Here is a 19,815-nt window from a genome sequence, read left to right as displayed (position 1 = left end):
TCCGCAACTAGGGTCATTTTGTCGGCTCAACTATCTCACCGACGCGCCGGTAAACGGTCTCGGTGATTCGCTTGTCGGTGTGACCGAGTAGGCGGGATGCCTTACCCAGATCTGTAATTTCAGAGGCAGCTTTCGGGCGTATGTCGCGGAACTGGAAGTTCCTAATCGCGGCGGCCAGTTGGTCATCTTCGCGCTCGAGCGCCTTTACTGCAGCCTTGTCCCTCGCATCATCGAAGCGTCGCCGCAGCATGGGCTGGGTGACCCGAACAGCATCGTCCGTAACGATCAGCCAGGGGCCGCGCACGGCCAGCCGTCGCCTGCGTTCCATCAAGTGCTCGATCAGGACTCCGAGCGCTGTGCCATCCAGTACGATCCGCAGCTTCTTGGTGGTCTTGCCTTGCTTGACCTGCAGGTACCCGTCCACGATGTCCGCCTCGCGCATGGCCAGCACGTCGCCGGGGCGCTGGCCCGTCAGGTAGGCCAGATCCATGGCATCGCGAAGTTCGGGCACAGCCTGGGCATAAGTCGCATTCCAGACCTCGCCGGTTGCGTAGTAGTCCCGTGGCGTCTCCTTGTTCTTGCGAAGGCCGGCGGCCGGGTTCGGCTTGTCGGTGATGCCCCACTCGCGCACGATGTTGTAGATGTGCGACAGCAGGCTGATTTCCCTGTTGGCCCGCACCTTGGCGGTTCGGGCGTCCCGGTACGAAGCCAGCACTGTCGGCGTGATAGCGTCGATGGGGGCCGCGTTGAACACCTTGCGAAGCTGGGTCAGGCTCAGCAGGTTGTCGCGTTGCGTGCGCGGCGCCTTGTTCGGGATGATCTCCTTCTCGTACCGATCGAACACGGCGCCAAGTGTCCCGGTAGCTGGAGGCACAGGCTTGCAGTCCAGTCGCGCCCATTCTCTTTTGGCTACATCGAAGTCGCTACCGAGGGGGATTTCCTTTCGCTTTCCTTTCTCATCCCGACCGTTGTAAAAGAAGTAGATCAACTCCTTTCCGCTCTTCAGGCGGCGCACTCGCTTGACCATGCGCGGCGGCAGGTCGCGATTTGGCGGAGTCTTGGGGCGCATCAGCTCACCTTGGTTAAATCTAGGCTCCACAGTTCCTGGGGAGCAGTCTTGCCGGGGGAAATGCCGGCCAGTTTCATTCGGGCGTAGATGCGCCCAACGATGGGATGGTCTGCGCGGTTACGGATATATTTCCATCCGTTCTCATCGAGCCAGCTGCGCTGTTTGCTGGGCTGCGTGTAGCCGGTAATTGCGGCAATCTCTTCATTGCCGAGCACCTCAGAGGTGGGCATATCCTCATGCATGACAATGCCTCTCCTCCCGCGCTGGGCGCGGGTTGATCTTGATGATGTTGGGGATGTACTGCGAGGCCCTGAAAGGGCTCGCTACTCAACTTCGGCGTCAGGCCAGATGCCCCGGACGAATGCCAGGGCTTCACTGTATGTGGAAGCCTCGCCGACCATGGCGAAGCGCTTGCCACAGGGTAGGCAAACGATCCAGCAGGCTTTCTTCATGGGTCAGGCCGCCGACGTGATGGGGGCCCTGGCCGTCAATCCATTGCATTCCCGGTAGTACCGGATCGCCTCGGCTGCCATGTAGCGCGGCCTGGGGTGCCTTGCGCATTGCGCCATGTGATTGCGTAGGCCCGGCAGCCACCCGCGCCTGGCGGCCAGCAGCATTATTTCTCTGAGGGTCCGGTCGGGCTTGCCTAGATCAAGTGCCAGTGCAAGCGCCACGATAATGGTGTGGTCTGACAGTGGGCGTTGCTCCCATCTCCACCATAAGTCCGACTTGCCAACCGGAGCGCGCCATCGGGCGACGCGGCCCTGTTCCTGCAGGCGGTTTAGCTCGGCGCGAATCTTCCGGATCGGGAGGCCAGTGGATGCGGCCAACTGCTGGGCAGTAGTGCCCTCAATCGCCGTGAGGCGCTTCCAGATTTCAATCATGGTTTACCCCTTCACCGGCTTGCACCGGCAGCAATTGCATTCGTTGATAGGCAGGCCACTGGTTCTGCAGTAAATAGGGCGTGTCATTGATGTACCTAGGCGATAGCCGGCAGAACCTATCAGCGCTGCGTGTCTACCCTGAGGAGACATCCACGCGAGAGGTATCAGCCATGGCTAAGAGTGGTGGTGGAAAAAGCGGGCCGCAGGGCGGCCCCCAAGGCGGGCGGCCGCCGTCGAGTCACCCAGGGCCCGGTGGGAATTGGCCGAGCACTACAGGCAATCTTTCAGGTGGCGGCAGGGGAAACGCCGCGCCTAAAGGCGGTAAAGCCTAAGCGGCAATAGCCAGCCGCTCCCGCCACGGATCATTTGCCCGAGCAATCGCAGCCATGGGCGGCGGGCTCACCGAGTTGCCGCACATGTGCACCTGCTCGCTCTTGGTGAACCGCCGGCCATCATGCCCATGGGTGATGATGTAGTTCGGCGGGAAGCCTTGGGCGGCGTACAGCTCATGCGGCTGCAGCATGCGCAGGCAAATATCGACAATCACGTATGGGTCGCCGCCAATCCAGACGGTGACCAAGGCCAGGCGGTCCTTCGTGGTGATGGTGCTGATCGGGTCGCCCATGCCAGTAATGTTTTCACCGGCTCCGTGATACTTCATCAGGAAGGCGGCGCAGCGCAGCGCGCCTTGCTCCACTTCAGGCGAAAGCCGACACTCGACCAGCGCTGACTTGCCGCCACCGCCTGCGGTGATGGTAGGCGCCGGTTCGCCCAGTCCTTGGCCGACGCTGGCGCCGAACTGGCGAGACAGGAAGGCAGTGACCAATTGCTGCTGGCTGCCTGTGTTCGTGACCGTGGTCATCGGCGCGGTCATTGGCTTCGAGAAGATCGTATTGAACCCGCCGTTCCCCTGGTACATGAATGCTGCTTCTCCCGGACACCCCGGCACGATGAAGGGGCGGGGCTTCCCAATCACCTCGCGCTGAATACCCTTGGCGATCCGCCGTAGCGTGGCCTCGACCAGAGACTTTTCCCGCCCAAAAATGCTCTTACTGGGCACGCTCCAATCGATGCATTCAGCAGCGGTGCGGTAGGGCTTCTGCCCCTTTGCCGGCTTCGCGGCATGAGTCGCCTCGGGCCAGGCGATGGGCTGGCCATCGCGACGAGCGACCAGAAACAGGCGTTCGCGGCTGGTAGGTGCGCCGTAATCGCAGGCGCGAAGCACTCGGTGCTCTACGACATAACCCAGGGATTCGAGTTGCTGCAGAAACCGGCGCCAGGTAGCGCCCTTGCGCTTCGGATCCGGAACCAGGAATTGCTCGTTGCGCGGCACACGCTCGCCAGGCTCAGCGATGCGGTTGACCATTTTCCCGGTGCGCGCGCATTCGATCATGTTCAGGGTTACGACACGCCCGGTCTTCTTGCAGCGCTTGGCAATGAGCGGGCCCCAGGAGCGAATCTGCTTCACGTTCTCCAGGCTGATGGTGCGCGGGCTGGCAATGCCGGCCCACTTGATCACCACCCACGACAGGTCGCGGATCTCTTTCTTGCGAGGCTGGCCACCAGCGGCCTGGCTGTGATGGGTGCAATCCGGGCTGGCATGGAACCAACCAATCTGGCGGCCTGCCAGTGTTTGAACCGGATCCACTGCCCAGACGTCCGTCTGCAGGTGCAATGCGCCCGGGTGATTGGCCTCATGCATGCTGATCGCCGCCGGATTGTGATTGATGGCGATGTGTACCGGGCGGCCGAGGCCCATTTCCAGGCCAGTGCTTGCGCCGCCGCCACCGGCGAACAGGTCAACGTTGATTTCCTGGTCCTGCTCGGTGAGTGGCAAGCCGTACTGGGTGCGGAAATCCAAGGCATGGGGTTGCTGAATTACGGACATAGCAAATCCTTTCGCCTAGTGGCGTTTTGCGTTGGGTTCGGGGTAGGGTCGGGAAGCCGGCAAGGGGCCGGCGTTAATTCAAGGAGCCAGAGTGAGCAACCAAGCCCAAGTCGATGCCTTGGAGCATCTGCTGATCGCCATACTTCAGAAGAGCAAAATGACTCTCCAGGTTGACCCCGCCTTCGATGCGGCTTTGAGTTCGATTATGGGTAGCGACGGCCCTGGCGGACCTGCCGAGAAAAGCGCTGCAGCAGATTACCTGGCAGACATTAAACGAAGAGTTCAGGCTCGCTGAGCGGAGCCGGGATAGCACAGTGGCAACGAACCGCATTAAACTGGCCCGCCAGGCAGGCTGGGGTATGGTCTAGCAACCGGCATGAGGCTGGATTAAGGAATGTCTATGTTTGACGAAAAGCAACCCAAGGTTAAAATCTGTCCGGACTGTAATGGGGACAAATTTGTCGAGTGTGACGGCGACCACGACTGCGAGCAATGTGACAACAGCGGGAGTGTATTCAGTCAGAAACGTGATGAATGGGTCGAATGTGGGTCGTGCGATGGCCCAGGCTCTTTACCATGTGACAATGAGGGATGTGAGTACGGCCCCGTGGCGGGAACGTATTTTATGACCTGTCCCACGTGTCGTGGTGAGGGGACAGCAGCCGAGACTGATAGTTGAATTTGGCTTGTTAGCTCAAGACGATTCTTAGAGTCGCCTACCCATACGCCTGGCTATGGGGCAGCTTCCGCCAGGACCTCAAGCAAGTCGCGTTCTGATAAGTTGGCGGGCTCATGTCCCGCACCGCTCGCCGCAACGTCCCGCGCCATCGAACGTGGCACGGGACGTTGCATTGGACAGACTCACGCCACTACTGCAATCCGCTCCTTCAGCGCGAAATACACCCGCGCACAGCCCTCGGCATCTGCCTTGGCCCGGTGCGCACCCTCCAACTCCTCGCCGGTGAAGAACCGATAGGCCTCGGCCAGATTAGGCTGCTTGAACTGGCGACTACGACCGGCGCGGATCATTCGCTCGGTCGGTGGTAGCTGGACGATCTTTGTGGAATTGCTGCAGGTGCAGAAGCTGGATCCCGCCCGGAACAGGTCGGCTGCTTCTGTGCTCCGGTAGCGCATCAGGGCAATGCGCAGGATCCGGTCATCGAACGCGCAGTTGTGGGCGACGCGCATGCCGGCGCGATCCTGGATGGCCAGGAACCCTTCCAGCGCTTCGGCTTCGGGAATGCCCAGGTCCATGGCCATTTCGGTAGTGATGCCGTGGACGTTGGCCGCCTCGTCCGGGATGGTCCAACCGTCCGGGCGGATGATGGCCTCGAAGCTGTCGACCAGCTCGCCGTCTGCGTTGTAGAGCAGGGCGGCGATATCCACCAGGTGGGGCTGGCTGGGGTCGTTGCTGGGCAATTTGAATTGCGGGAAGCCGGTGGTTTCCGTATCGAAGACATTCAGCAGGGTCATTCGGTCTTGCTCCTAAGGGTCGCCGGCAGGCGGATGCCATGCCGGGCAGTGAGTTGGTAAAAGGCTACGTGGCCCAGCTTGACGCGCTTGCGGATGGACTCGCCGGCCATGCCCAGCCAGGCCAGCGCCCTGATCCGCTCGGCCAGGCGCTGCTCGGCGCGCTCAAGCTCGCGCCGTTGCGGCGTGCCGGGTAGCTGGATCGGGTTGTTTCGCCAGTGGGCTTCAATGGGACGGCTGGGTTGCGCGGGCTCGGCCTGCTCAACAACGCCGCCAGCGGCCAGAAATCTGGCTTGAGCGCTGGCGAGCCAGGCGCGATCAGCATCGCGCGCCTGGGGTGTTGGCAGGTTGAGGGTGGTGAGGTGATGCATGGCGTCACCTCACGCTGCGTTGGCGAATGCGTCGCCGATCACGCCGTCCTCGATCCAGACGGCTTGCAGGCCGGCGGGGGTGCGCTCCATCGCTGCCTTCATGGTGCCGGCGATGATGGCGCTGTCGAGGGTGCCGTCCTGGGTGCGCGCCATCAGCAGCTTGATGATCTGGCCACGGCTCGGCAGATCCAGCACGTCATAGCGATCCAGGCACATGAAACGCAACCCGGACAACGAGGCGATGGCGATGGCCAGCAGGGCATCGCAGCGCCACTTCTCCGACTCGGACAGCAGCCCGTACAGGCGGCCGTCGAAGGTCACGTCAATGTCGCTGCTGATCGCCACCTCCTGCCAGCCTGCCTGGGCAGACAGCTCGGCCAGCAGGGTATTCACCGGGCTGAGGGCGTCGGCCAGAATCTCGGCAGGAATGCCGGTGGGCGACAGGGCGTCGGCTACGGTTACCCAGCCTTTGACCAGCGTGTGTTGCTTGGTCGCCTCAACGATGAGCGCGTCCCGGCCATTCAACGCTTGGTGGGCCTCGTGCAAGGCCTGCTGTTTGGCCAGCAGCTTGTCGCGCTCCTGGCGCAACTCGTTGATGACCTGCTCGGCATTGGCGATAGCTTCCGGCGGCAAGGCGTTCGAGGCTTCGGCCTTCAAGGCCTCCACCTGGGCGGCGGCATCCTGGGAGGATTTCACGTCGCGCTCGCTGTTGATGACGGCGCGGGTAAGGCTTTCCACGACAGTCCGGAACTCCGGTGCCCGCTTGGCCAGCTCGTCGCTTCCCTCGGACTCGCTCCCCAGCGGCCCGTGTTCGGCGACGTATCGATCCATCAAGGCATTCATCCGGTCCATTTCACCCAGCACAAACCATGGGGTGGACGGCCCGTTTTTTTCCTTCACGCCATCGGTGCGCTCGGCCAGTGCTTGCCACTCGGCCATGTTGCGAGCCATGTCATGGATCAGGCCCTGCTTGCCAGTCCCTGCGGCGGCGGCTTCGGCGTCATAAAGCTGCTGCTGCCAGTGCTTGAGGTTGGCGCGGTCGTGGTTCAGCTTGTTTTCACGACGCTGGAGAAGCTCTGCAACCTCGCCCAGCTCGGCAATGCGCTGCTGGCGCTTTCCTGCTGCCGCCATGGCGCTCTTGTGGCCGCCGAGTGTTTGCTGCGCCTCGCCCAAGTCGGCCTCGATGGCGGCGACTTGCTTGGCGGCTGCGTCCAGATCCTCTTGTTTAATGTGAATCTGTGTGCTGATAGCCGGCTCCCAGCCTTCGGCTTTCTCGCTGCCGTAGGTTTCGCCGGTGACCGCCTTCCACGCACCGCGCGCCTCGCTGGCGTACTCCTTGGCCTGGGCTGCTGCTGCGTCGAAGCCGGCGCGGAGCATTGGCTTAATCTGCTCGACCAGGTTCGGGTAGGCGCCGCGTGCCTCCAATCGCTTGGCGATTTCGTTGGGGCTGGCAGTGGCGCCGGTCAGCGCAAACAGGATGCGCCGGCGCTCCTTGCTGTCCAAAGCTGCGAACTTGCTGGCATCCAGCACGAAGGGCAGGCAGGGCATATCCACCAGCGGGGCGCCCTTGCCGCTGGGCAGGGCGACTGCTGCGGACTCTTCTTCGCCATTGGCGCCGATCCAGCTGACCACGGCCTCGCCTTTCTTGGCGCCCTCGGTGACCAACTGGCCCATGTCCTTCTTCAGGCTGACCCGGCGCGGCTGGCCGGTGAGCGCCATGCTGATGGCATCCAGCAGCGAGCTTTTGCCGGCGCCGTTGTGGCCGGACACCAGCAGCAGGGGCTCGGAAACAGCAAGGGCCGCATGACGCAGCCCTTGAAAGTTGGTGATTTCGATGTTGGAGATTCGCATGTCCGTTACTCCAGGTTGAGGTCGTCCGCCTTCTTGGCGACGCGGTAAATGTTCTGGTCGGAGGTTTGTGCGCCCTCGGTTTCCAGCGTGATAACGCCGGTATCGAGGAGGCGGAGCAGGAGGCTTTTCGCCTCGTCGTAGGGCAGGGCGTAGCGCGACTGGAGGTAGGCCAGGTCGATGGTTTCTTTGCGCAGCGCGATCGAGGTGGCCAGTTCGGTGAGGGAGTAGCCGCCGAAGATGTCTACGCGCTCAGCGTCGAGGTTGATTCCTACGACCGTACCGCCGTCCCATGCGCCAGGGTCCTGCATGTCCTGGTCGCCGCCGTTCAGCTCCAGTTCGTTCTGATCGGGGTCGGGGGCGACTTCGTCCATGCCGCCCAGGTAGTCGTCGGGATTGGCCACCACCAGCAGGCAGACCTTGCCTTGGCTGTCGATCAGCTCATGACGCAGCGGGTTGAACTGACTGACCTTGAAGGTCGCCTTGATGCCATCCTTGATCGCCACTGACTCCAGGATGCCGTCGATGGTCGGGCGTCCGCCGGCGGCGAGGATCTTGACCGCCTTCTTCACGGTGCTTTCCACGCAATCGGTCAGCCGCTCAATGACGGCGGCCTGGCGCTTTTCGGGCATCTTCTGCCAGGGCTCCGGCAGGGTGCGGACTTCCTGAAGGAGTACCTGCAGCAGGTCGCGGCCGAGGGTTTCGCTCGCCATTTCAAACGGGGTTGGCGCTGCTTGTTCCAGCAGCTCCTCCATTTCATTGGCAATGCGTTCGGCGAGGGTGTTAACGGCTTGTGCGGTCATGGGCGGTCTCTATGCGTGGGCTATGCGCTCGAGCTGCTCGAGCTGCGAATCACTGAGGTAGGTTTGGGTGCCGTAGCGCTGGAAGTTGGCACGAAGGTCTGTGGTGAAGTGCTCTTCCCAGTCGGTGCTGGCGTTGAGCTCGGCCGCGCCGAGGAGGCTGGTGAACTCCTCAACGCGGTCGAATAGGGCGGCGATGGTGCGTGACGCCATGGGAATTATTCGAAGCTGATGTCGTTGAGGTCGTCGGCCTGCTGCTGGGCAGTGGTTTGCTTCTTGGGCTGTTGCTTCGCGGCCTGCTGCTTCACTGCGCGCTCCGGCTCGGGCTGGGTGATTTCGCCGGTCAGGGTGTCCACCACTTCGGCCTCTTCGTGCTCAATGGTTTGCTGCTGCCCGGCCTGCTGCGCCACGCTGGTTTCTACGGTGCGCAGCGCATCAAGATCGACGGAGTAGCCGCCCTCGGCATCGCGCTTCGCCTCGTAGACGTCGCGCAATTCCTCTTCGGTCTGCAGGCCCATGCCCAGGTCGGGGGCGTAGGCGCGCTGCCAGAACGCTGCGGCGCGGTAGATGAACATCTGGTCGGCCATGGTTTTCCACTTACTACCGGACTTCGACGCCCAGCCCTCGGCGTTGACCATTTCCCAGGTAACCCAGACGCCATCCAGGCGCTCGTTCGTTTCCTTCTCGACGGCCCAGGCGCGGCAGCCATAGTCCTTGTCGCCCGGCTTGCCCTTCCATTCGTAGCGAAGCGTGCTGTAGCGGCCGCACGTGTTGACGGTGGCGATCAGGAACTTGCTCGACCAGCCAGGCGTGCCGTGCACCACGTAGAGGTTCTGCATGCACATCAGCGGGTTGGCGCCGATGCGTTGCGCCATGTCCAGGGCAATCATGCAGTTGGGCAGATTGCCTTGGTACTGCTTGGGCACTAGGTCCGAGGTGGAGAAGGCCTTGGCGATGCGCTGCATCAGCTCAAAGCCCTGCAAGTCGAAGAAGCTCATGGCAACAGCGGCCTGAGCGTGCTGGGGGCGTTGCTGCATCTGCTGAAGGGTGGTGGGTTGGCTCATATCAGGCTCCTGGCTATTCAGCCTTGTAAGGACAGGTTTTCCAGCGCGGGCAATAACGCTCGCTGCAGAGGGGGCTTTGCGGGTTCGGGGGGAACAGGCCGGTGCGGAACATGTCCGCGGCGAACTGGATCAGGCCGGGGTAATCCTCGGTGCCGACCATTAGCTCGCGGGCGCCGGTGATTTCGCCGGTACCGGTTTCCGGCTTGCCCTTGGTCTTGAGGCCGATGATTTCGGCCGGGGCGGTGCAGGGCTCGCCGGTGGTGTGTTCATAGAGCAGCTCGTAGGTGCCGAGCTGGGGCTTGTGCCCCCTGGTCTTGGCTACGCCTTGACTGACCGCAGCGCCGCCGGTTTTCACGTCGGCAATGCCGATGCCGAAGCAGTCGCGCTTGATCCGTGCCCGGTCGAGCGTGCCGGTCAGCCGTACGATGACCCCGCCGCCGCAGTCGATTTCCAGCGGCTTGGTTTCCATCTCCACGGCCACGAAGTCGTAGCTGGGGCTGATCTCGTTGCAGTAGCGGGTGTGCAGCACCAGACCGGTGGCCTCGGCCTCGCGCGGGGTGATGTCAGCACCGCGCCAATCCACGTCGAACTCCGGGTGGTGCAGCGCCTGCACCAGTTGCTCGGCGGCGTCGTAGGCCGACAGCTCTTCGCCGTTAATCCGGGCCGCATCGAATGCGCCGGTGCTGGCGTGGATGGCGGTACCCAGAAGGGCGCGCGGACTGCCTGGAGATTTGATGCCCAGCAGGTGGATGCCCTCCCATTTATAGGCGCAGTCAAACAGCGAGCCCCAGGACGAGGCCCGCACGGTGGTGGTGCTGGTCATGTTTGCTCCGAAAGCCGACAGGCGCCGGCCGGGAATTACAGTCAAAGGGTCAGGCCAGACCGAGGGCCCAGCAGTAGCCAATCCAGTAGTGCTGGGTCTCATCGGCGTCGTAGTCGTCGCCGTTGTTGGATTTGGAAATATCGAGGCCGTAGGCCTTGGCGCGGGACTCGAAGAGGGTGCGGACGCGCTCTTTCAAGTCAGGCATGGCGCACCTCCGTAGGTCGCTCGTAACGGTGAACCCACAGCATGCGGCCCTTCCGGTCCTCACGGGAGACGCTGCGCGGCCAGCCGTACAGACCAAGCCCCTCGGCAGCCTTGATGGCCTGGCGCGGCGTCTCACCAACCGCCTCATGAATGTCGTAGCAGGTCAGATCGCCCAGCTGGTCGTCGACGATGCTGGGAACAAATGCGGGAGTCATCAGAACACCTCCTTCAGGGCTTCCTGCTCAGCGGCTTCGGCGTGCTCGAGCAGCATTCTCTCCGCTACTTCTAGTGCCTTCGCCGGGTAGCGTTTCTCGGTGAAGGGTTGGCCCTTGGCCAGGGCCCATTCCATTGCGAACTCGTCATCGGAGCCGTACATCTCGGCAGCGGCCTGGCTGTATTCCAGGATGAAATCCTTGGCGCTCACCACGACCTTGCCGCCGATCTTCACGTCATGACCGGTGCGCAGCTGCTCGGCGCAGTCACTCAACCAGTTGGCGCCCTCGGTCGATTCGATCCAGGGCACAGATTCATCAGGCATAGCGTTATCCCAGGCGACCTGTGCTGAGCGCAGGGCCTGTACGTTTCGTGCGATGTACATGATTGCTCTCCGTGGCAAACCGCATTGGCCGGACGCCAGGCGCGTAGGTGACCAAGCCCAGCCGTGAAGCTGGCCTGGCGCCCGCCGATGCGGTTTTGATGGGCGTAAAAAACCCGGCCGGAGCCGGGGAGGGGGAACGACGCAGAACGCATCGGGAAATGGTCGAGCCAGCCTATGGGCCGGCCACTTCCCGATACACCCTGGCGGGTGATGGCGCCCGTGACGTGGGCGATACGGCCGGCTCGCAGCGTGGTATGCCATACAAGGACTTCGCTGTACCGGCTGCCGGTGTTTTCAGCTATCGACGCACCGCCGGCTGGCGTCGTCCGGTCCACCCTTGGGTCCCACCGGCTGGGTTCTTCCAAAGGAGAATCTAGACCGGATATCTAGAGCGAGACCAAGCGACTGCCCGCTTTAAGACCTCTCTCACAATTTGCGCCGCTGCTGGCACCCGTGCGGCTTCGGGTTATCGCAGGCCCTTTCGGGTCTGACCTGGCCAGCTCAGGGTTTTCCTGCCGCTTACAGCGTGCGGCGCCGTATGGCCAGGTTCCCGGACACCCGGGCCTGTCGGCTGGCTGACTGGGTGGCGCCGGATTGCGTTGTCGCGCAGCACATGAATCGAGGCTGGCGCCTGGATGCCGATGCGGACCTGGCCGCCATTCACGCCTAATACGACCACCTCGATGTTTTCGCCAATCATCAGCTTCTCACCGGTATTTCTGGTCAAAACAAGCATTGCCTTACTCCTTGGGTTGTTTTCCCAATGCCCGCTGTCGCCAACGGGCATCAGTGAAAATCTTGGGTCTTGCTGGGCGCTGTTTCTGGCCACCTGCGCCTGGGCCTTGCTTTCGCAATCTCGGGGAGCCTGTAGCTCCGACAGATCACCGCGCCCGTTGGCCGTGATCACTCCTTTATGCGGTGCTCGACGCTGCGCACCCGGGGTGAGGCATCCCCTGTACCGAATTGAGGCTTCGGCTCGCTGCCTAAGAAGGCCCTTTGAGGCCCTGCCAGTGACTGGCTTGAGTGCAAAGTTACCGCTTGGTAATTATTCATGTCAATACCGTTAGGTAATAATTTAAGAGAGATCGATCAGCAGACCGCTTGATGTCGATACCAGGCGAGATGAACCGTGCCATCTTGGCGACGGGTCACGGTGACGTAATCGATCTGGGCAAGCTCGTCGAGCAGGCGATCCCAGTCGCGGGAGGATTCGGAGGGCAGGGGCGTGATCAGGGCCTCTTGATCACGTTGAGCGCGAGAGGAAATGACGACCTGATGAACGCGGGCGTAGAGGACGGGATAGGTTGGCTGTGAGTGGGTGGCTTGATCCATTTATGCCTCGGGATACTACTACTGGATAAAAACACAGTATCCCCAGAAAAAGCAGAGAGGCAAGGCGGCCCAAATGCACATGTAAACTTTTCGAGCAGGTGTGTGCTGGCCGATGGAAAGTTTCTTCGGCGCAATGGATGATCGGGCCAGACCATTATTAGGAGGCAAAATGGAAATCAACCTCACTGCCATTGAAAGGAATTTCAGGCTTTTCGCGGGGCCTGCTTTAGTCACGCTAGTGCCAACCATCATTCTGGTTACGTTCGGGGAAGTCAGTCAGACCAATCCGTATATGGTTGGCTTGGCCGCTGTCCTACGGCCTGTGTTCCTTGGGCTGGCAGCGATTGCCTTGATGGGTGTCATCTGGTTTTCGTGGAGGCTGTGGCTTATCTATCGCTGGGAGAAAGGCGATCTGAATGGCGGCTGTAATAACTGTGCGTTTGTGGTGAAACACCGATCAGGCCGATACGGTAACTACAGCGAGTGCCTGAATTGCGGATCGAAGCGGGAAGGGTGGCACTAGCTAGATAACGTCAGCGGCACAGCGCCTCGCACGGCACACCGTCGCGGTCGCCATCGAGGCGGTTATTGCCGCACTGCTCCAAGTGGAACCGGGCCTCGGCGCACGATGCCATTTGACCGCAGGTCTTGCGGGGCGAGCAGCTGTAGGCGACGGCCGCATTACCGGCCAGGGCAGGGATAGTTTGGCGCGCTCGTTGCTGGGAGCCACCATTTTTGCGCCAATCCCAGGGAGCGACGCGCTCGGCCTCTGGGAGAGCCCACAGACCGCGCTTCGCCTGCTTGGCTTCGGCTTCAAGGAGAAGCAGTGACTTGTCCCGGCTGTACTGCCGGTAAACCCAGGAGGCGCCCTGGCGAACCATCTCTGCGTTCACGTCTACCTGGCCGGCGTGCACCCGGGCAACGGTACGCCCATAGCGGTCAGTCTCATGCACATCCAGGCGCACATCGCGCTGGAAGGCCAGCTCGCTAAGTGCCTGGCGCGCGCGGTTGCCGTAGGGCTGGCGCGATTCAGGAGTGTCGATTTCGGCGAGGCGCACTTTGACCTGGCGCTTTTCGGCAGTCAGGCAGGTAAGGGTGTCGCCGTCGGAGATAGCTACCACCCGGCATTCGAGCTGGGCGGCGAGGGCGGGGGAGGTGAGCAGGATGAAGACGAGGGGAATTGCGCGTCGCATGGCGCCTCCTTGCGCGGATGTGAAAAGCCCCGCGAGGTGCGGGGCTAAATTTGGCAATCGGTTAGTCAGGCGGATCTTGGCGGACCACATTCAGCACCGTCGCTTGCTTGATTTCACCATCGAGCACCTTGGCGTTAATGCTTAGGTAGACAGTGGTGCGCTCCCATTCCGCGTACTGAAGAATCTCTTTCATTTCAGCGGTCAATGTTGAGTCCTCGACAATCGCCTCAAACTCGTCGAGAGTTTTATGTCTTCTAACCTTGACTCTGAAAACATCGGGATTTGACGAATCCACCCTGGTGACCCGGTAGTAACCATCCAGCCGCTTTTCTGCAGCCTTGCGGCGCGCATTAGTGACAAGCTCTTGCGCCACGTCTTGGGAAACGACCACTCCGCTAACGGTTGCCTCGTCAGCGACCGAAAAGCCCCGGAGCATCTCTGTTCTTGCATCGTAAGTTTGCCGGCTTACGCTTTCCAGTCGTGGCTGGGATACGAGAAGCTTCGTCAGTATTTCAAGCCGAGCGGTTTCCTGTTTTGACAGTGCCTCAACCGAAGTGAGTACTTCGCGCTGCTCTTCAGTCTTTGCTTCCGCTGCGCGAATGTCCTTCCGGTAGTTCAGGTATGCCGTATAGGATGTCTTACCAGCCCAAAGCACCCCGAGCCCAAGAATCGTGACAACCATCATTTCTGGTGGCATCGTCTCTCCCGCCTTCTCAGCGAATTTCAGCAGGACCTGCTGCAGGTCGACCTCAAATATCGCCGAGCCTTCATCAACCTTGACCTCAATCTCTAGCTCGTCGCGCTCTTCTTTTGAGAGCTTACGCGTGTCTTCAGTATCGTACTGCGCTATCGCATAGGATTTGTAGACTAGGTTCTGCAGCTCGATGAAAGATCGCATCACTGTGGGCGTTAGGCTTGAGTGGAATTTATCGCCCACCAGGCGGATCTTCAGCTTCGGCCAGCCTTCAAGCTCCATTCCTCCGAGGAATTTCTCGCCAGCAAGGAAGCGTTCGATGGCTTCAAACGCATCGCCTTCATTTTTGACTTTGAGTTTTTCTGTCACGACACGTCCTTATTGCGCTTGAGAGAAATCAGACGACACGCCCACGATGCCGCTACACCTTCCATTCGCATTCCAGACCAGAACCACCTTCGGATGGATCGTCACGTCGTCGATCTGCCGCGCTATCTCGACTCAAGGCCTGGCTTGCTGGCGGCACTAGCCGATCTTCTTCGGCTTGCCCTCAGTCTCCATAAGCGCGGCAAACTTCTTCCAAGACAACCTGTGCTTATTGACGCTATGCCCAGCGGGCACCCACTCGATATTTCCTTTGCTGATCAGAATCCGCCCCAGCATTGCGCCATCGGCCTTTACTTCTACCTCAACATCCTTATTGAGTACGATTTTCTGGTGCAGCGTGACGCCTACTTCATGAGCCATTCTGGCTTCCTTGCGTTGTGTTGTGTTGTGTTGTGTTGTGTTGATCAAAACTTCCGCGCATTCAGGCCGGCAGCGGTCGATCCCTTAAAACAGCTCCACCTTGGAAAACACCACGCTGACGATGATGCATTTCACTGATGGTCACCATCCGCCGAGGGAGTGAGTTCTCCCCAATCTATAAAGGCATTAGATATGCTGCTGCATAACGCTGCGGCAGCAATTCCCCTTGATCGGGGCTAAGGGTGGTCCGAACACATGTTGTCTTTATCCAGCACACCTGGCCCATAGATAGGCATCAGGTTGGAAGCTACTCCGTCATCATTTTCGCAGAGGCGGCCTTCATCGGTTTCACAGCATGAGCACGTTTCGCAACCACGCTCCGAAGCACAGTCCTCACAATAAATGGAGTCAACCTCATAATTGTGATTATGGTAGTAGTCCATCTGAACCCGACTTGCAGGTTCACTGCAGTAATTGCACTGAAGAGAGTCGGGGCCGCACGACTTGGCAGATACTTGAATTGAGCTCATGTTTTACCTTTGGTTTGCACTGCTGATTAAGAAGACGATTACAACCCAACATCTGCTAAAGCTTTGGCATCACCTAGCCTCTTCTACAACTTGAACTTTGCTTCCTTGGCCTTACCGATCAGCCGGCAGCCTTCAGCAACTGGCATGGTGCGGTAGTCGGGATTCAGCGGCTTCAGGTACAACTGGCCGTCTTCACGGATCAACTGCTTGAACGTGGCCTCTTCCTCATCGGGAATAGTGGCCAGCACGAAATCTCCAGGCTGAGGCTCCAGCCCGGTGTCGATCAGCACCAGGACACCTGGTGGGAAAGATGGCTGGGCATGGGACGTCATCGAGTGTCCCTTGACCTCGAACCAGAACGCTTGGCCTGCGGCCTTGTAGTCACTGTATTCCCACTGATCCTCGGCGCCCGGGGCGTAAGGCTGTACCGCGGCTGCGAACGCGCCGGCGGCTACCCGGGTCAGGACTGGGTAGCGGTAGTAGCGGTCGGGTTGCGGTGCGGGCTGGACGTTCGAGTCGGCGCTGGAGAATTCCAGTGGCACGTCAAGCGCATAACGCGATAAGAAAAATTTTTCTTCGATCTCGCGAGCGAAATCTTCGCCAATGGTCTTTGCGCCAGATCGTTCCGGCTCTGCCAGGCATCTGGATATGAAGTTCTGGGGCTTTTCGAGCTTTTCCGCCAGGCGTGACTGGGCTCCACGAGCATTCTCGCCAAACTCGCGGTCCATCAGCGCTTTGAGGTTGTGCCTACGCACTTCACGTATGTCCATAACTACCGATTGTCCACAGCCGTTACCAGCAGGTAAATGACCGTTAGGTATTGAAATATAAGTTACCGAGCGGTAATAATTGCCGTATTGCAGAGGAGACCCGCAATGCGGACCAAGCACACCAAGCTGCTGGAGTGGATCAAGCAGGCAAGCGACGAAGCGGTTTCGCGCACCCTCACCACCCGCGGCTACCTCAGACAAATCGCCTACAGCAACAAGACCGCCTCGCCAGAGGTGGCGGCAGCCATTGAGCGAGAAACCGGTGGTGAGGTGACGCGGCAGCAGCTGCGCCCTAATGACTGGGCTGACATCTGGCCTGAGCTCAAAGCCTTTTCTAAGAAATCCGCCGCCTAACCCGGCGGCCATTACCCGTCCTTTCAAGGAACCCCCCATGACAAAACTCCGCGAAGACCGCCGCCGCAAGGCGCCAGGCACGCATCTGACCGAGGAGATCAAGCTGCGAGTGTGTGCAGATGATCACCTTGAGCTGATCAAGGCCGCGCGCCTGAGCCATTCCGAGAACCTGACGGGCTATGCGCGGGATTGCATGTTCATTGGCCACCGCCTGCAGCAGGGGAGCCAGAAGGAACAGATCCTGGCGGCCCTTGTGTTGCAGCAAAAGGCGCATGCACTGGCCGCGCTGTTCAAGGGTGAGCAACTGGACGCGGGTCGGCTGGGTGAAGTGCTGGCAGGACTGGTGAAGCAGCAGTCAGGCGCCGCGAGTGTGAGCAAGTCCAAACGAGCCTGACAGGCCCTGATAAGCACGTAGTGCAAGGAGAGACGTTCGATGTTCTCACGCGAAGTGTGTGATGCCGCCCAGGCGCATTTGAACCCTGCGGAACGGCAAGCCCTGCAACAAGAAGCTGCGCGACGCGGATGCAGTACTGACCAGGCGCTGCTCGCCGTAGCGCTGGAGAACCTGCAGCGACAGCTCTACACGCTATCTGCCAACGGCTGCCGGCTGGTGCTGGTGAAGGGATAAGCCCAAACCCCCGCACAAGCGGGGCGCTACACCTTGGAAGGCCCTAGTAGGGCCGGTACAACAGGACGGCTTATGCCCAGTTTCCAAATCAATGATGACGAGTGGGGCGCTCTTGTAGAGGAGCCGGGGGATATCTTCCTGGCCTACTGCGCGATCCGTCGTGTGATGGACTACCGAACCGGTATCGCTGGCATAAGTCGGCGCATCAGCGAGCAGATGCTGCGCGAAGTGCTGTACGTGGCCCCGTGCCGAGGACGCCACGAGTCGGGATCACCAACCCGACAGCGAGTGCGTTCCGTTATCGATCGTCTCGTGAAGCTGGGCGTTCTGATCACTGTCGGTCCCATGGTTTTCGAGCTGCCACTGGCGACCCGTGATGGTTTGTCCAAACGATCAGCAACCAATGAGCAACCACATCAACAACCCGAACAGCAACCGGATGACAACCAGCCGGAAGCCTGTAACGGCGAGGGTTACAGCTCAGACGACGACGCATTAACAACCGGATCAGAAACAGACGAAATCGGGATCAGCACCCTACCTCCGATGTCCGGATATATACCACCACCTCCACGCGCACATGACCCACGCGACAGGTTCGCCATGCACCCGGCATGGGAGCCAAACCAGAACAGCTTCAAGGCAGTGATGACCATGAACGGCCTGGCCAGCGTCGAGCTCAACCCCGAGCACCTGAACGAATTCAAGTCCTTCTGGGCTGCAACCCCTGACGAACAACGAACCCAAGCCCGCTGGGAGCACGCGCTTGCCCAGCACCTGAAACGGGAGCACCGCCATGACCAAGCCAACGGACGACAAACCCAAGCCCCTCGGCGCACTGATCGACCACGTAGTGTTTCAGCCGTCGATCGAGTACGTGCAGCCAATGAGGCCGCAGAAGCTGCCCGACAGGCTGCTGGAGCGGCTCTGGATGAAGATGGCGGAGATGTACGGCCACCGCTGGACGTCGAGTTTTGGCGAGAAGGCTGACCCTGCTGGGGCATGGTCATCGTCGCTGAAGGGCTTGAACGGCCAGCAGTTGGCGCACGGGCTCAACGCCGTGGCGCACAAGGGTGATGAATGGCCACCGAGCGCGCCCGCATTCCGCGCCATGTGCCTGAATCCCGCTCCGGAGACTCTGGGCCTGCCCGCAGTTGACGATGCATTTCACCGTGCGCTGACCGGAAGCTATCGAAACAAGGTCGTGCGAGCCGCAGCCAACGCCACGGGGATATTCGACCTGCGTCACGGCAGGACGGAAGACGCAGCACTGCGCCGCCGGTTCCAGAGCACGTACCTGATCATGGTTCAGCGTTGGTGCGATGGGTTGCCGCTGGATGCGCCAGTGCAAGCAGCCATCGGCCACGACAGCCAGAAGACCGTTGCCGAACTGGCAGACGAACAAGCCGAGCAGCTGCTGCAAGCGCGGATCGCCAAGCAAGGCATTCCGCAGTGCGGCCAGGCAGCCCGTGAGGCGCTGTTGGCGAGCCTGAGCATTCGACGGGGAGGGCAGGTGCATGTCTGACTTCAAACCAGTCGTGTTTACGGTGCCGGGCGAGCCTCAGGGCAAGGGGCGAGTCCAGATCGAGATGCTGCAAGAGTTCCTTGCGTATGACCCCGGAACAGGTCTGCTCACTTGGAAAAAGCGAAGAGGACAGAGGGGCAGGGTCGGACAGGTAGCCGGGGCCAAGACAGCGCATGGGTACATTGGAGTTGGTATTGCCGGCGTCCGGGCGGTTCCAGCCCACAGAATCGCTTTTGCCCTCATGACAGGCTCCTGGCCAGAGCTGGAAGTTGATCATATCGACGGAGATCGCTCGAACAACGCTTGGGCAAACCTGCGCCTGGTTACGACCGCACAGAACCATCAGAACATGCGAAAGCCACGAACAGACAATGCAGCTGGGCACCTTGGCGTTTCGTTTCAAGACGGGCGTTACAGGGCGCAAATTCAGGCTGGTGGCAAAAAGCGCTGGCTCGGCCAGTTCGCCACTCCAGAAGAGGCTTCTGCCGCGTATGTCGCAGCGAAGCGCAACCTGCATGAGTTTGGAACGCTCTGATGACCATCAAATTTGTTGTGCCAGGAACCCCGCAAGGCAAAGGGCGTCCGCGAGCCGCCAGAACGGGCAGGGGCGTGCGCATGTACACGCCAAAGAAAACGGAAGAGTACGAGGCCCTAATAGCCCGCGAGGCTGAAAAAGCCATGCAGGGGCGAGAGCTGATCACCGGGCCTGTGCTGCTGGAAATGCGAATGATGCACCCGGTGCCAGCGTCCTGGTCGAAGAAGAAGCGTGCTGCTGCGCTCGAGGGCGATGTCATGCCCACCGTAAAGTGCGACGCCGATAACTGCCTGAAGGCTATCTGCGATGCCCTCAATGGCGTGCTGTGGCGAGACGACACCCAGGTGGTGAACGTTTCCCTGGCGAAGCGCTACGACGAAATGCCCCGTGTTGAGGTGCGCGTTGTCCCGTTGATGGCCAGCGGGCACCGCTGACGCAGGGTGCGTAACAACACGGTACGCAGGTACGCACGGTTCGCGGCCGCGTAC

General features: G+C 60.7%; 29 protein-coding genes. 10 read left to right on the top strand and 19 right to left on the bottom strand.

What is annotated here, in order from left to right:
• Positions 1-13: 13 nt before the first annotated feature.
• From ACTV8E_RS06140 to ACTV8E_RS06125, 4 genes are all read right to left on the bottom strand, one after another.
• Complete coding sequence (locus ACTV8E_RS06140; protein ID WP_443198892.1) at positions 14-1,069, bottom strand: tyrosine-type recombinase/integrase; 1,056 nt, start codon at positions 1,067-1,069, stop codon at positions 14-16.
• Complete coding sequence (locus ACTV8E_RS06135; protein ID WP_443198891.1) at positions 1,069-1,311, bottom strand: DUF4224 domain-containing protein; 243 nt, start codon at positions 1,309-1,311, stop codon at positions 1,069-1,071. Before ACTV8E_RS06135 ends, ACTV8E_RS06140 begins: the two co-directional genes overlap by 1 nt.
• 213 nt (positions 1,312-1,524) lie before the next feature.
• Positions 1,525-1,953, bottom strand: coding sequence for a hypothetical protein (locus tag ACTV8E_RS06130; RefSeq protein ID WP_443198890.1), 429 nt, complete (start codon positions 1,951-1,953; stop codon positions 1,525-1,527).
• A 328-nt stretch (positions 1,954-2,281) separates the two neighbouring features.
• Entirely contained in the window at positions 2,282-3,841 is a 1,560-nt protein-coding gene (locus ACTV8E_RS06125; protein WP_443198889.1) for a DNA cytosine methyltransferase, read from the bottom strand.
• Between the two features lie 91 nt (positions 3,842-3,932).
• On the opposite strand from ACTV8E_RS06125, the gene ACTV8E_RS06120 reads away from it, so the two are divergent.
• The gene (locus tag ACTV8E_RS06120; protein WP_443198888.1) at positions 3,933-4,136 is read left to right on the top strand and encodes a hypothetical protein; all 204 of its coding nucleotides are present in this window, start codon (positions 3,933-3,935) and stop codon (positions 4,134-4,136) included.
• Between the two features lie 566 nt (positions 4,137-4,702).
• Here the strand turns inward: ACTV8E_RS06120 and ACTV8E_RS06115 are convergent.
• The 12 genes from ACTV8E_RS06115 to ACTV8E_RS06060 form a co-directional block, all read right to left on the bottom strand.
• The gene (locus ACTV8E_RS06115) at positions 4,703-5,314 is read right to left on the bottom strand and encodes a 3'-5' exonuclease (RefSeq protein WP_443198887.1); all 612 of its coding nucleotides are present in this window, start codon (positions 5,312-5,314) and stop codon (positions 4,703-4,705) included.
• Positions 5,311-5,682, bottom strand: a complete 372-nt coding sequence (locus ACTV8E_RS06110) for a hypothetical protein (RefSeq protein WP_443198886.1) — start codon at positions 5,680-5,682, stop codon at positions 5,311-5,313. The genes ACTV8E_RS06115 and ACTV8E_RS06110 overlap by 4 nt, the downstream gene beginning before the upstream one ends.
• A gap of 9 nt (positions 5,683-5,691) precedes the next feature.
• Positions 5,692-7,533, bottom strand: a complete 1,842-nt coding sequence (locus ACTV8E_RS06105) for an AAA family ATPase (protein WP_443198885.1) — start codon at positions 7,531-7,533, stop codon at positions 5,692-5,694.
• Positions 7,534-7,538: 5 nt separating this feature from the next.
• Positions 7,539-8,333: a cell division protein FtsK gene (locus ACTV8E_RS06100; protein WP_443198884.1), complete on the bottom strand. Its 795-nt coding sequence runs from the start codon at positions 8,331-8,333 to the stop codon at positions 7,539-7,541.
• Positions 8,334-8,342: 9 nt separating this feature from the next.
• Entirely contained in the window at positions 8,343-8,543 is a 201-nt protein-coding gene (locus ACTV8E_RS06095) for a hypothetical protein (RefSeq protein ID WP_443198883.1), read from the bottom strand.
• Positions 8,544-8,548: 5 nt separating this feature from the next.
• Entirely contained in the window at positions 8,549-9,394 is an 846-nt protein-coding gene (locus ACTV8E_RS06090) for a hypothetical protein (RefSeq protein ID WP_443198882.1), read from the bottom strand.
• Positions 9,395-9,407: 13 nt separating this feature from the next.
• A complete protein-coding gene (locus ACTV8E_RS06085; protein WP_443198881.1) occupies positions 9,408-10,217 on the bottom strand; it encodes a RecB family exonuclease in 810 nt (269 codons plus the stop codon).
• 49 nt (positions 10,218-10,266) lie between these two features.
• Positions 10,267-10,422 (bottom strand): hypothetical protein, encoded by a 156-nt coding sequence (locus tag ACTV8E_RS06080; RefSeq protein WP_443198880.1) that lies wholly within the window; start codon positions 10,420-10,422, stop codon positions 10,267-10,269.
• Positions 10,415-10,636 (bottom strand): hypothetical protein, encoded by a 222-nt coding sequence (locus ACTV8E_RS06075; RefSeq protein ID WP_443198879.1) that lies wholly within the window; start codon positions 10,634-10,636, stop codon positions 10,415-10,417. Before ACTV8E_RS06075 ends, ACTV8E_RS06080 begins: the two co-directional genes overlap by 8 nt.
• Complete coding sequence (locus ACTV8E_RS06070) at positions 10,636-10,959, bottom strand: hypothetical protein (protein WP_443198878.1); 324 nt, start codon at positions 10,957-10,959, stop codon at positions 10,636-10,638. The genes ACTV8E_RS06075 and ACTV8E_RS06070 overlap by 1 nt, the downstream gene beginning before the upstream one ends.
• 526 nt (positions 10,960-11,485) lie before the next feature.
• Positions 11,486-11,755, bottom strand: a complete 270-nt coding sequence (locus ACTV8E_RS06065; protein WP_443198877.1) for a carbon storage regulator — start codon at positions 11,753-11,755, stop codon at positions 11,486-11,488.
• A 353-nt stretch (positions 11,756-12,108) separates the two neighbouring features.
• On the bottom strand, positions 12,109-12,351 hold the full coding sequence (locus ACTV8E_RS06060; RefSeq protein WP_443198876.1) for a DUF1654 domain-containing protein: 243 nt from the start codon (positions 12,349-12,351) through the stop codon (positions 12,109-12,111).
• A 112-nt stretch (positions 12,352-12,463) separates the two neighbouring features.
• Between ACTV8E_RS06060 and ACTV8E_RS06055 the strand changes: the two genes are divergently transcribed.
• Positions 12,464-12,874, top strand: a complete 411-nt coding sequence (locus ACTV8E_RS06055) for a hypothetical protein (protein WP_443198875.1) — start codon at positions 12,464-12,466, stop codon at positions 12,872-12,874.
• Between the two features lie 10 nt (positions 12,875-12,884).
• Here the strand turns inward: ACTV8E_RS06055 and ACTV8E_RS06050 are convergent, their stop codons facing one another.
• Positions 12,885-13,544, bottom strand: a complete 660-nt coding sequence (locus tag ACTV8E_RS06050) for a thermonuclease family protein (RefSeq protein ID WP_443198874.1) — start codon at positions 13,542-13,544, stop codon at positions 12,885-12,887.
• 61 nt (positions 13,545-13,605) lie between these two features.
• Complete coding sequence (locus ACTV8E_RS06045) at positions 13,606-14,607, bottom strand: hypothetical protein (RefSeq protein WP_443198873.1); 1,002 nt, start codon at positions 14,605-14,607, stop codon at positions 13,606-13,608.
• Between the two features lie 93 nt (positions 14,608-14,700).
• Here ACTV8E_RS06045 and ACTV8E_RS06040 point away from each other — a divergent pair, with 93 nt between their 5' ends.
• On the top strand, positions 14,701-15,123 hold the full coding sequence (locus ACTV8E_RS06040; RefSeq protein ID WP_443198872.1) for a hypothetical protein: 423 nt from the start codon (positions 14,701-14,703) through the stop codon (positions 15,121-15,123).
• Positions 15,124-15,598: 475 nt separating this feature from the next.
• Here the strand turns inward: ACTV8E_RS06040 and ACTV8E_RS06035 are convergent, their stop codons facing one another.
• On the bottom strand, positions 15,599-16,285 hold the full coding sequence (locus ACTV8E_RS06035) for a S24 family peptidase (protein WP_443198871.1): 687 nt from the start codon (positions 16,283-16,285) through the stop codon (positions 15,599-15,601).
• 105 nt (positions 16,286-16,390) lie between these two features.
• Here ACTV8E_RS06035 and ACTV8E_RS06030 point away from each other — a divergent pair, with 105 nt between their 5' ends.
• From ACTV8E_RS06030 to ACTV8E_RS06000, 7 genes are all read left to right on the top strand, one after another.
• Positions 16,391-16,639 carry a transcriptional regulator gene (locus tag ACTV8E_RS06030; protein ID WP_443198870.1) on the top strand — a complete coding sequence of 83 codons (249 nt, stop codon included), beginning with the start codon at positions 16,391-16,393 and terminating at the stop codon, positions 16,637-16,639.
• Positions 16,640-16,676: 37 nt separating this feature from the next.
• A complete protein-coding gene (locus ACTV8E_RS06025; RefSeq protein WP_443198869.1) occupies positions 16,677-17,033 on the top strand; it encodes a hypothetical protein in 357 nt (118 codons plus the stop codon).
• Between the two features lie 39 nt (positions 17,034-17,072).
• Positions 17,073-17,267 (top strand): hypothetical protein, encoded by a 195-nt coding sequence (locus tag ACTV8E_RS06020; protein ID WP_443198868.1) that lies wholly within the window; start codon positions 17,073-17,075, stop codon positions 17,265-17,267.
• Between the two features lie 72 nt (positions 17,268-17,339).
• Positions 17,340-18,257: a DnaT-like ssDNA-binding domain-containing protein gene (locus ACTV8E_RS06015; RefSeq protein ID WP_443198867.1), complete on the top strand. Its 918-nt coding sequence runs from the start codon at positions 17,340-17,342 to the stop codon at positions 18,255-18,257.
• Positions 18,154-18,792 (top strand): hypothetical protein, encoded by a 639-nt coding sequence (locus ACTV8E_RS06010; RefSeq protein ID WP_443198866.1) that lies wholly within the window; start codon positions 18,154-18,156, stop codon positions 18,790-18,792. Before ACTV8E_RS06015 ends, ACTV8E_RS06010 begins: the two co-directional genes overlap by 104 nt.
• Complete coding sequence (locus tag ACTV8E_RS06005; RefSeq protein WP_443198865.1) at positions 18,785-19,327, top strand: HNH endonuclease; 543 nt, start codon at positions 18,785-18,787, stop codon at positions 19,325-19,327. Before ACTV8E_RS06010 ends, ACTV8E_RS06005 begins: the two co-directional genes overlap by 8 nt.
• Complete coding sequence (locus ACTV8E_RS06000) at positions 19,327-19,761, top strand: RusA family crossover junction endodeoxyribonuclease (protein ID WP_443198864.1); 435 nt, start codon at positions 19,327-19,329, stop codon at positions 19,759-19,761. Before ACTV8E_RS06005 ends, ACTV8E_RS06000 begins: the two co-directional genes overlap by 1 nt.
• Positions 19,762-19,815 lie beyond the last annotated feature (54 nt).

The organism is Pseudomonas sp. B392_1p (assembly GCF_052245235.1).
Taxonomy (GTDB): domain Bacteria; phylum Pseudomonadota; class Gammaproteobacteria; order Pseudomonadales; family Pseudomonadaceae; genus Serpens; species Serpens gallinarum.
The sequence above is the reverse complement of the archived record's forward strand: the minus strand, read 5'-3'. Positions and strand labels throughout refer to the sequence as shown.

Excerpts from the sequence above, each read along its gene's own strand:
- ACTV8E_RS06095 (WP_443198883.1), bottom strand. The coding sequence starts at position 8,543 with ATGGCGTCACGCACCATCGCCGCCCTATTCGACCGCGTTGAGGAGTTC.
- ACTV8E_RS06115 (WP_443198887.1), bottom strand. The coding sequence starts at position 5,314 with ATGACCCTGCTGAATGTCTTCGATACGGAAACCACCGGCTTCCCGCAA.
- ACTV8E_RS06030 (WP_443198870.1), top strand. The coding sequence starts at position 16,391 with ATGCGGACCAAGCACACCAAGCTGCTGGAGTGGATCAAGCAGGCAAGC.
- ACTV8E_RS06005 (WP_443198865.1), top strand. The coding sequence starts at position 18,785 with ATGTCTGACTTCAAACCAGTCGTGTTTACGGTGCCGGGCGAGCCTCAG.
- ACTV8E_RS06110 (WP_443198886.1), bottom strand. The coding sequence starts at position 5,682 with ATGCATCACCTCACCACCCTCAACCTGCCAACACCCCAGGCGCGCGAT.
- ACTV8E_RS06135 (WP_443198891.1), bottom strand. The coding sequence starts at position 1,311 with ATGCATGAGGATATGCCCACCTCTGAGGTGCTCGGCAATGAAGAGATT.
- ACTV8E_RS06105 (WP_443198885.1), bottom strand. The coding sequence starts at position 7,533 with ATGCGAATCTCCAACATCGAAATCACCAACTTTCAAGGGCTGCGTCAT.
- ACTV8E_RS06075 (WP_443198879.1), bottom strand. The coding sequence starts at position 10,636 with ATGACTCCCGCATTTGTTCCCAGCATCGTCGACGACCAGCTGGGCGAT.
- ACTV8E_RS06100 (WP_443198884.1), bottom strand. The coding sequence starts at position 8,333 with ATGACCGCACAAGCCGTTAACACCCTCGCCGAACGCATTGCCAATGAA.
- ACTV8E_RS06015 (WP_443198867.1), top strand. The coding sequence starts at position 17,340 with ATGCCCAGTTTCCAAATCAATGATGACGAGTGGGGCGCTCTTGTAGAG.
- ACTV8E_RS06125 (WP_443198889.1), bottom strand. The coding sequence starts at position 3,841 with ATGTCCGTAATTCAGCAACCCCATGCCTTGGATTTCCGCACCCAGTAC.
- ACTV8E_RS06130 (WP_443198890.1), bottom strand. The coding sequence starts at position 1,953 with ATGATTGAAATCTGGAAGCGCCTCACGGCGATTGAGGGCACTACTGCC.
- ACTV8E_RS06050 (WP_443198874.1), bottom strand. The coding sequence starts at position 13,544 with ATGCGACGCGCAATTCCCCTCGTCTTCATCCTGCTCACCTCCCCCGCC.
- ACTV8E_RS06040 (WP_443198872.1), top strand. The coding sequence starts at position 14,701 with ATGGATCGTCACGTCGTCGATCTGCCGCGCTATCTCGACTCAAGGCCT.
- ACTV8E_RS06085 (WP_443198881.1), bottom strand. The coding sequence starts at position 10,217 with ATGACCAGCACCACCACCGTGCGGGCCTCGTCCTGGGGCTCGCTGTTT.
- ACTV8E_RS06000 (WP_443198864.1), top strand. The coding sequence starts at position 19,327 with ATGACCATCAAATTTGTTGTGCCAGGAACCCCGCAAGGCAAAGGGCGT.
- ACTV8E_RS06010 (WP_443198866.1), top strand. The coding sequence starts at position 18,154 with ATGAGGCCGCAGAAGCTGCCCGACAGGCTGCTGGAGCGGCTCTGGATG.
- ACTV8E_RS06140 (WP_443198892.1), bottom strand. The coding sequence starts at position 1,069 with ATGCGCCCCAAGACTCCGCCAAATCGCGACCTGCCGCCGCGCATGGTC.
- ACTV8E_RS06060 (WP_443198876.1), bottom strand. The coding sequence starts at position 12,351 with ATGGATCAAGCCACCCACTCACAGCCAACCTATCCCGTCCTCTACGCC.
- ACTV8E_RS06065 (WP_443198877.1), bottom strand. The coding sequence starts at position 11,755 with ATGCTTGTTTTGACCAGAAATACCGGTGAGAAGCTGATGATTGGCGAA.
- ACTV8E_RS06080 (WP_443198880.1), bottom strand. The coding sequence starts at position 10,422 with ATGCCTGACTTGAAAGAGCGCGTCCGCACCCTCTTCGAGTCCCGCGCC.
- ACTV8E_RS06020 (WP_443198868.1), top strand. The coding sequence starts at position 17,073 with ATGTTCTCACGCGAAGTGTGTGATGCCGCCCAGGCGCATTTGAACCCT.
- ACTV8E_RS06035 (WP_443198871.1), bottom strand. The coding sequence starts at position 16,285 with ATGGACATACGTGAAGTGCGTAGGCACAACCTCAAAGCGCTGATGGAC.
- ACTV8E_RS06090 (WP_443198882.1), bottom strand. The coding sequence starts at position 9,394 with ATGAGCCAACCCACCACCCTTCAGCAGATGCAGCAACGCCCCCAGCAC.
- ACTV8E_RS06070 (WP_443198878.1), bottom strand. The coding sequence starts at position 10,959 with ATGCCTGATGAATCTGTGCCCTGGATCGAATCGACCGAGGGCGCCAAC.
- ACTV8E_RS06055 (WP_443198875.1), top strand. The coding sequence starts at position 12,464 with ATGGAAAGTTTCTTCGGCGCAATGGATGATCGGGCCAGACCATTATTA.
- ACTV8E_RS06025 (WP_443198869.1), top strand. The coding sequence starts at position 16,677 with ATGACAAAACTCCGCGAAGACCGCCGCCGCAAGGCGCCAGGCACGCAT.